This window comes from Enterococcus sp. FR204, assembly GCF_031143325.1.
GTDB classification, from domain to species: Bacteria; Bacillota; Bacilli; order Lactobacillales; family Enterococcaceae; genus Enterococcus_B; species Enterococcus_B faecium.
Genome location: NZ_JAKZIW010000066.1, coordinates 1 through 8,819, shown reverse-complemented (window position 1 = coordinate 8,819; position 8,819 = coordinate 1). Strand labels below are relative to the sequence as shown.

The 8,819-nt window shown below is 37.9% G+C and carries 5 protein-coding genes and 1 pseudogene; 2 read left to right on the top strand and 4 right to left on the bottom strand.

The window, feature by feature from the left end; all coding sequences use genetic code 11:
* The first annotated feature begins 183 nt into the window (after positions 1 to 183).
* On the top strand, positions 184 to 2,793 hold the full coding sequence (gene clpB / locus RG571_RS11225) for an ATP-dependent chaperone ClpB (protein WP_002338769.1): 2,610 nt from the start codon (positions 184 to 186) through the stop codon (positions 2,791 to 2,793).
* Between the two features lie 146 nt (positions 2,794 to 2,939).
* On the opposite strand, the gene RG571_RS11220 is transcribed toward clpB, so the two are convergent.
* Genes RG571_RS11220 through eis form a run of 3 tightly spaced genes read right to left on the bottom strand, consistent with a single transcriptional unit; the run spans position 2,940 to position 5,338 of the window.
* Positions 2,940 to 3,626: a hypothetical protein gene (locus tag RG571_RS11220; RefSeq protein WP_002323661.1), complete on the bottom strand. Its 687-nt coding sequence runs from the start codon at positions 3,624 to 3,626 to the stop codon at positions 2,940 to 2,942.
* Entirely contained in the window at positions 3,604 to 4,098 is a 495-nt protein-coding gene (locus RG571_RS11215; protein ID WP_002338766.1) for a nucleoside 2-deoxyribosyltransferase, read from the bottom strand. The genes RG571_RS11220 and RG571_RS11215 overlap by 23 nt, the downstream gene beginning before the upstream one ends.
* Before the next feature lie 19 nt (positions 4,099 to 4,117).
* Positions 4,118 to 5,338, bottom strand: coding sequence for an enhanced intracellular survival protein Eis (gene eis, locus RG571_RS11210; protein WP_002338765.1), 1,221 nt, complete (start codon positions 5,336 to 5,338; stop codon positions 4,118 to 4,120).
* A 146-nt stretch (positions 5,339 to 5,484) separates the two neighbouring features.
* On the opposite strand from eis, the gene lepA reads away from it, so the two are divergent.
* Positions 5,485 to 7,320: a translation elongation factor 4 gene (gene lepA, locus RG571_RS11205; RefSeq protein ID WP_258430400.1), complete on the top strand. Its 1,836-nt coding sequence runs from the start codon at positions 5,485 to 5,487 to the stop codon at positions 7,318 to 7,320.
* 1,309 nt (positions 7,321 to 8,629) lie between these two features.
* Here the strand turns inward: lepA and RG571_RS11195 are convergent.
* Positions 8,630 to 8,819: pseudogene (locus RG571_RS11195) on the bottom strand (hypothetical protein); the annotation flags it as partial.

Sequence of the window (8,819 nt, the reverse complement as noted above, 5' to 3'; positions counted from 1 at the left end):
TTGTTTGGCTCTTTTTTTATATACATACAATCAATTTTGTTTTTTTAAGATTTATATAAGTCGAGAAAAAAAGTCAAAAAACTATGTGTATATTTTGCCCAAAATTGACCAAAGCGATATAATAGTTTTTGTAAAGATCAAAGAAATAAGTGATCTTACCTTTAATTAGGAGGGTATACCTGTATGAATATTGAGAAAATGACTACGACGCTTCAAGAAGCGATTGCTGAAGCTCAACAGATTGCGGTCACTCGAAAACACCAAGATATCGACATTGCCCATGTATGGAAAATCTTTTTACAACCTAATCATTTTGGTCGAAATTTCTATACGGATGCCGGATTGGATGTCGAATCTTTTGAACATGAAATTGATCGTCTACTGGATGAGTATCCAGTTGTTTCTGGTGGAAACGTCCAATATGGACAAAACCTCAGCCAGAATTTCTTTCGATTATTGAATGAAGCAGACCAAATACGTGAAAGCTTCGGCGACGAGTTTCTTTCAACGGAAGTCGTTATTTTAGCGTTGATGAAATTAAAAAATTATCCGTTAACTGTTTATTTGAATAAAAACGGATTATCTGAAAAAGAATTGCGTAAAAACATCGAAGAGATGAGAGGAGGAGAAAGAGTGACCTCACCAAACCAAGAAGAACAATACAAAGCATTAGAAAAATACGGCGTTGATTTAGTACAGCAAGTCAAAAGCGGAAAAATGGATCCAATCATCGGTCGTGACGAAGAAATCCGTGATGTCATCCGTATTCTTTCACGAAAAACAAAAAATAATCCTGTTCTGATAGGAGAACCCGGTGTAGGGAAAACGGCAATCGTTGAAGGGCTTGCTCAACGTATCGTACGCAAAGATGTGCCTGAAAATTTAAAAGATAAAACGATTTTTTCATTAGATATGGGTGCATTGATCGCTGGAGCAAAATTCCGTGGTGAATTTGAAGAAAGACTAAAAGCAGTCTTGAAAGAAGTCAAAAAAAGTGATGGACGTATCCTCTTGTTCATCGATGAAATCCACAATATCGTAGGGGCAGGAAAAACAGAAGGAAGTATGGATGCCGGAAATCTGTTGAAGCCAATGCTTGCTCGCGGTGAATTACATTTGATCGGTGCCACAACTTTAGATGAGTACCGTCAATATATGGAAAAAGACAAAGCGTTGGAACGTCGCTTTCAAAAGGTATTAGTCAAAGAACCAACAGTGGAAGATACGATCAGTATTCTGCGTGGATTAAAAGAACGTTTTGAGATCCACCATGGTGTTAACATCCATGACAACGCATTAGTAGCAGCAGCTACTTTATCTGACCGCTACATTACTGACCGATTCTTACCGGATAAAGCAATCGATTTGATCGATGAAGCCAGTGCAACGATTCGGGTAGAAATGAACTCTATGCCAACGGAATTAGATCAAGTTACTAGACGTTTGATGCAGTTGGAAATCGAAGAAGCTGCACTGAAAAAAGAATCAGATGATGCAAGTAAAAAACGCTTGAAAAATTTGCAAGAAGAATTAGCTGAACTTCGTGAAGAAGCAAATGCGATGAAGATGCAGTGGGAAACAGAAAAAGAAGAAGTCAATTCTGTTTCAGCAAAACGTGCTGAAATCGATAAAGCAAAACACGAATTAGAAGATGCAGAAAATAACTATGATTTAGAACGCGCTGCTGTATTGCGTCATGGTACGATACCTCAATTAGAAAAAGAATTGAAGGAATTAGAAGCTAAAGCAAAAGACAGCGAGATTAAGATGGTTCAAGAGTCCGTTACCGAAAATGAGATTGCTCAAGTCGTTGGCAGATTAACGGGTATCCCCGTAACGAAACTTGTAGAAGGTGAACGAGAAAAACTAATTAAATTGAATGAAACACTTCATAAACGAGTGATTGGTCAAGATGAAGCAGTTGATGCGGTCAGTGACGCGGTAATTCGTTCACGGGCTGGATTGCAAGACCCAAATCGTCCTCTAGGTTCTTTCCTTTTCCTAGGACCAACTGGTGTCGGAAAAACCGAATTAGCGAAAGCGTTAGCTGAGAACTTGTTTGACTCAGAAGATCATATGGTACGGATCGATATGAGTGAATATATGGAAAAACATGCTGTGTCTCGTCTAGTCGGAGCTCCTCCAGGCTATGTAGGTTACGAAGAAGGTGGTCAATTAACGGAAGCTGTCAGACGAAATCCTTATACAATCGTCTTGTTGGATGAAATCGAAAAAGCGCATCCCGATGTCTTCAATATCTTGTTACAAGTCCTAGATGACGGACGCTTGACTGATTCAAAAGGGCGAGTAGTAGATTTCAAAAATACGGTTCTGATCATGACCAGCAATATCGGTTCACAGTTACTGCTGGAAGGCGTGACTGCTGATGGAACGATTCCAGAAGCAGTGGCTGAACAAGTCAACACGCTATTACGTGGAAACTTCAAACCAGAATTCTTGAACCGAATCGACGACACGATTTTATTTACACCATTGAGCCTAGACAACGTGAAAGGTATCGTTGACAAAATGGTGGCACAATTGGCACAACGTCTGGAACATCAAGAAATCCTGTTGACGATCAGTGATGAAGCCAAAACGTGGATCGCTGAAAATGCTTATGAACCAGCATATGGTGCAAGACCACTGAAACGATTTATCACTAAGGAAGTAGAAACACCACTAGCTAAAGAAATCGTTGCAGGGCATGTTATGCCTAAATCAAAAGTAACGATTACTTTACTTGATGGACAACTTCATTTCAAAACAGAAGAACTAGAAGAAATCGTCTAATCTTCAAATTGAGACTATGAAAGAAAAAGGGGGTGTGACACAACTAGTGTCACACCCCCTTTTTCCGAATAAATTCCAGAAGTAGCTTCTTCGAAAAATAAGTCGAAATTCCTTGAAGCTACCCGCTTCTGCCACAATCTCTTTTATTAAATATTTTTTACTTTTTCTAATTTATAACTTTCAAAATAACGCTCATCTTTTTTACTTTGAGACCAAGCAAACAATCCCATCAAGGCAGCACCTATCGTATTTGTCAGCAAGTCGCCCATCGTATCCATCAATGCTGCTCGTCCGACAAACAGTGTGCCGTCAGAAGCAGCAAAGCGTTGAAGATTCATGCCTAAGAATTGGTCACATAAGAATTCCCAGAACTCCCAAAACACGCCGCAAAGTCCAGCAAACGCAAAGCCGAATAAGAGGAACAACCAAGGACTGGTTTTTGATATCTCAGCATCTTTCATCAAGTAACCAATCAATCCATAGCCAAGAGCTGTCAGGACCATTGGACTCACAGCGTGTAAAATTTTGTCCCAAAAAGAGATGATACTGATCAAATGCATCCCTGTGCCTAAAAAGACAGAGATGAACAAGAAAAACCAGTAAAACAAAACGATTGCTGCTGGTATTTTAAGTTTGAAAACTTTCAAAATGACTTGTGGCATGAAAATCAATGCAATCCCTAATAAAGATTCCACGATAAATGTGATTCCTTGAGAAGTCGAATATTTTTGTGTGATAAATTCATAAAAATTATAGCAGACAACGAATATGCCAAAAGCAAGTAAAGCTATTTGCACCTTTTTGATTTCTTTAATCACTGAAAGTCCCTCCATCTAAAAATCTTTTTACTTCTGAAAGCAACTCAGTTTCTGAAGAAACCACTTTTCCGTTCAATTTGATCAGACCTATTGTATATAAGTTCAGGTAGTGAAATTGATTTTCAGCTGTTTCTTGTAGTGCAGCGATTTTTTTCGGGTGGGTTCCGCCTTGCTGTCGAGTATCAGTATATAAGCCGATCACTGGGATGCCTTTCGCATAAGCCACACCGATTTCCGATGCTACCCCGGTATCGATCGTCAGCCCATCTAGTAAAGCAATCATTAAATCACTAGCCAACACTTTTTCTGTGTCAGCAAGAGCAATCATTCGACTGTCTGCATAAGCAGTTTTGTCATTGATTGCTTCATTTTCTTGAGGAAGATAGATCGAAAGCTCAGAAGAGAGTTCTCTGATTTCTTTAACTAACTGTTGGTTATATAACAAATCACTTTTAGCAAACATTGGTGCGGCAAAATAAATTTTCATCTAAACATCATCCTTTTTATCAAAAATAATCGCTAAAGTAAGCTTCCATGTTTGGAATGATACGCTCTAGTGACTTCAGTGTTTCTTCATCTGTTTCTAACCGTTCGATTCTTGCCAAATAAGAAGCACGGCGATAATTCATCATCAAGCAAGTCAATGTTTGGATATCCAGTCGAACGGATTTTCCTATAGGTTCATTTAAGACACGGACTTGTCCCTGTTCATCCCATGTTAAAGCGAAGACACCATTATTCCAAGGAGCTACAGGGTCTTCAATGATAAAATGAAAAGCATCAGCCGTTCCAACAAAGGGAAAACGCTGCAGGAATTCTTTTACATCAACGATCCGAGCCATAAAATATGGTTCGATCTGCTCTTTGATCTGACTATCTTCAATCAAAAATGCTAAAGGCTCATTTTTATAAATATCTCCATGTACCCAGTAAATCATGGAAAAATGTGCGGAAATAAAGTTCCATAAGCCATTTCGAGCTTCTTGATCAAGATAGAACATTTCTTTTACGTGAAATATTTCTTCAGCTACCCAGTAGAATAGAACACCTCTTGGTTCATGGTTGCTATCGTAGTAGACAGCGGCTGTGCGCTCATCTTCATTTTCGAAACGCCAATACTCTTCCCAATGAAAATCACTGCGGAATAAAGCACCATGGTTTTGTTGGGCAAATTTGTCATAAACGGAAAATACGTCTGGATGATCAACTGGTAATCGCTCAACCATACCACTTACTGGGATTTGTTTAGGTAGCTGTGTATCTCTGATTTTAAAGGAAAGTTTATCAGACATGATTTCCCATCCTTTACGCCGATAGTAGGGGATACTGTAAGGATACAAATAAGAGATCCATTGCTTATTCTTGCGCATATTATCCAATGCAACGATAATTAGATCTTGCATCAATCCATGGTTAGCATATTCTGGATAAGTTCCAACTCCAGTCACACCACCCATTTTATAACGTGCACCGTGAATATTGACTTCACAAGGATAGATAGCGATTTGAGAGATCAGTTTATTTTCGTGGAACCATCCGAACACTTTCGATACTTCCAAAATCGGTCTTTTGGAACGGATAAAAGCTCGTTTATTCTCAAACCCGCTTTCCTCGATATCTGCTTCAGTCACTTGGAACACATAGGAAAGCAATTCGTTGAATTGATCGATATGTTCTTGAGTGACCGGTTTTAATTCAAGATTTTCTCTAAAATCTTTTTGATCCATTTTTTCATCTCCATTTATTAGCTTGATAACAGTATAGCAAAATTCTACAAAAAAAACTTCTATAGCTGACTAATTAAAAACTCTTTAAATTACTGCTTTTCGTTGGTATAATGGAAAGTGCTGATTATATGAAAAGAGGAGACGCTATGGATATAAAGAAAATGAAAGAACGCCAAGAGCAGATTCGTAATTTTTCGATCATCGCTCATATCGACCATGGGAAATCTACATTGGCCGATCGTATTTTAGAAATGACGCACACTGTGACGTCTCGCGAAATGCAAGATCAGCTGTTAGACTCGATGGATTTGGAACGTGAACGTGGAATCACGATTAAATTAAATGCTGTAGAACTCAATTACACAGCGAAAAATGGAGAAACATATATATTTCACTTGATTGACACCCCAGGGCACGTCGACTTCACCTATGAAGTCTCTCGAAGCCTTGCTGCCTGTGAGGGTGCCGTTTTAGTGGTCGATGCAGCACAAGGAATCGAAGCCCAAACATTGGCCAATGTTTATTTAGCCTTAGACAATGATTTGGAGATCCTGCCAGTCATCAATAAAATCGACCTACCCGCAGCAGATCCCGAACGTGTCCGTCAAGAAATCGAAGACGTAATCGGAATTGATGCTAGTGAAGCTGTATTAGCTAGTGCCAAATCAGGGATTGGGATTGAAGATATTCTCGAGCAGATCGTGGAATATGTTCCTGCACCAAGTGGAGACTTAGATGCACCGCTAAAAGCTTTGATCTTTGACTCTATTTATGATAGTTACCGCGGTGTTGTTCTAAATGTCCGGATCACGGACGGTATGGTCAAACCCGGAGACAAAATCAAACTGATGAGTAATGGCAAAACATTTGATGTTACAGAGGTCGGGGTCTTCTCGCCAAAAGCAGTTGCTAGAGACTTTTTGATGGTCGGTGATGTCGGTTATATCACAGCAAGTATCAAAACTGTCCAAGATACACGAGTAGGGGATACAGTAACGTTAGCAGACAATCCTGCCGCTGAAGCTTTACCAGGTTACCGAAAAATGAATCCGATGGTTTATTGTGGTCTTTATCCAATTGATAATTCTCGTTACAACGATTTGCGGGAAGCTTTAGAAAAACTGCAATTGAATGATGCTGCTTTACAATTCGAACCAGAAACCTCTCAAGCATTAGGTTTTGGGTTCCGCTGTGGATTCCTCGGACTTCTTCATATGGATGTCGTCCAAGAACGCTTGGAACGGGAATTCAATCTAGAATTGATCACGACTGCACCATCCGTTATTTACCATGTTAATAAAACGGATGGTACGACTGCTACAGTAGATAACCCGGCAGATTTTCCTGAACCTGTAACGATCCAGGATGTAGAAGAACCATTCGTCAAAGCACAGATCATGGTCCCAAATGATTTTGTCGGTGCAGTAATGGAACTTTCTCAACGAAAACGGGGAGAATTCATTACGATGGATTATTTAGATGATTACCGAGTAAACGTCGTCTATAATATTCCGCTTTCTGAAATTGTCTTTGACTTTTTCGACAAATTGAAATCAAGCACGAAAGGCTATGCCTCATTGGATTATGAAATGTCTGGTTATCAAAAAAGCAAGTTAGTGAAGATGGACATCTTGCTGAATGGAGAAAAAGTCGATGCATTAAGCTTTATCGTTCACCGAGACTTTGCCTATGAACGTGGAAAAGCAATCGTTGAAAAACTGAAAAAACTAATCCCACGCCAACAATTTGAGGTGCCAATCCAAGCAGCTATTGGACAAAAAATCGTTGCCCGTTCAGACATCAAGGCCTTGCGTAAAAACGTCTTGGCTAAATGTTATGGTGGAGATGTTTCTCGTAAACGTAAACTCTTAGAGAAACAAAAAGAAGGGAAGAAGCGGATGAAACAAATCGGCTCCGTCGAAGTTCCGCAAGAAGCCTTCATGGCCGTTCTGAAAATGGATGAGGAAGAAAGTAAGAAGTAGCAAGGAATTTAGGAGTTTCTTAGCTTTCAAAATTTGTGAAATTCAAAAATATTCGCCCTATGTTCGCCCAAGTTTTTACTTGGGCGAATTTTTTGCATTTTAAATCAAAGATCTTTTCAGACGTTGGGCGAAAATATCAACAGCTTCATTTTTCATTTTTTTGGTTACATGTGCGTAAGCATCCATAGTAGTAACTAATCTAGAATTACCAACTCGAGCCTGGATTTCTTTTGGGTTTGCCACCGGATTGTTACCGGTGGCTTTTTTTGGTAAAATTCAAGAATTTTTTCTTAAATTCTCCATGATATCTATCGTTTCAGTTTTTATCTTATTTGTCACATGAGAATAGGTGTACATCTAATAATGCCTTGGATACCTTGGAATCAGTGGATGAGTTGGAAACAACTTTGGATTAATCAAAAGAATCCATGTATAAACTGAGTTATGCCGTTTAAGTTAGCGCAGAATCCCTAGCTATTTAAAAAATGGTTTGGCTAAGATCTCTCAAAAAGAGTATTTATTCAAATAACTTTTTAGAAAAATAATTAGGCTAGAAACAAAAGAAGCCAGCTACAAGAGCTGGAAAAGTTAATTTTTTGTATTCAGATAAATTAATATACAAATAAAAAATACTATCGAAAACACTAACCCAACTAAATAATTGGATAAAAAAAGGGGATCAGAATCTGAATCATCCCAAATCTTGATCATGAAATAGATAAATGGGAGGAATGAGACGACCAATAAACAATCTTTTTTACGCCATATTTTCAAACAACTTAGAACAATAATTTTATATGGAAAAGTAACCCAGAATAAGATTTTACTAATAAATAACAAAGTTATATCCCCTTTATTTTTTCTCTTTCCCAATATATTTATTTTATCACTATTTATTTATTATGAGAAAGAAATGAGACTAAGGGGAGAAGTCACAACAAAGTTTCTGAAGAAGAAGTATATAAAATGGCAAATCGGCGTGTTGTTAATGCGAGTGAGGCTATTCGTAAGTTTGGATTTCTATATTAGATAATGATCGTCAATGGGAGGGAACGGAATAAAAATAAAAGACGGATTTTACGATAGTAGTCATGGTATTGATGGTTAAATACTAGATATGCCGATAAAGTACCCTAATTAATTCGGATTGAAAGAATGATGAAATGCGATAGACAGAAACGGTTGAAAAATAGTAAGAACAATTAGGAAGAGTTGAAATTCACATCCTTGTTTTTACTATTTCCGTTGCTGTCTATCAATTTATAAACATCAAAGTTATGTTTACTTAAAATATATCAATTGCTTATTGTCAAAGATAAATATAATACGCATCAGCTTCCGAAGTAACAGAATTTACCTTATGGAGTCCTTCTAATTTGATGTGGAGTTCATTGGCAACTTCTTCAATATATTTGTTAAATATCCTATTTTCTAATTTTAAATAATTAGCAATCTCTATAGAAATAACTTTTTTACGTTCTTTTCCTATAAACTGAATA

Excerpts from the sequence above, each read along its gene's own strand:
- clpB (WP_002338769.1), top strand. The coding sequence starts at position 184 with ATGAATATTGAGAAAATGACTACGACGCTTCAAGAAGCGATTGCTGAA.
- RG571_RS11220 (WP_002323661.1), bottom strand. The coding sequence starts at position 3,626 with ATGGAGGGACTTTCAGTGATTAAAGAAATCAAAAAGGTGCAAATAGCT.
- RG571_RS11215 (WP_002338766.1), bottom strand. The coding sequence starts at position 4,098 with ATGAAAATTTATTTTGCCGCACCAATGTTTGCTAAAAGTGATTTGTTA.
- eis (WP_002338765.1), bottom strand. The coding sequence starts at position 5,338 with ATGGATCAAAAAGATTTTAGAGAAAATCTTGAATTAAAACCGGTCACT.
- lepA (WP_258430400.1), top strand. The coding sequence starts at position 5,485 with ATGGATATAAAGAAAATGAAAGAACGCCAAGAGCAGATTCGTAATTTT.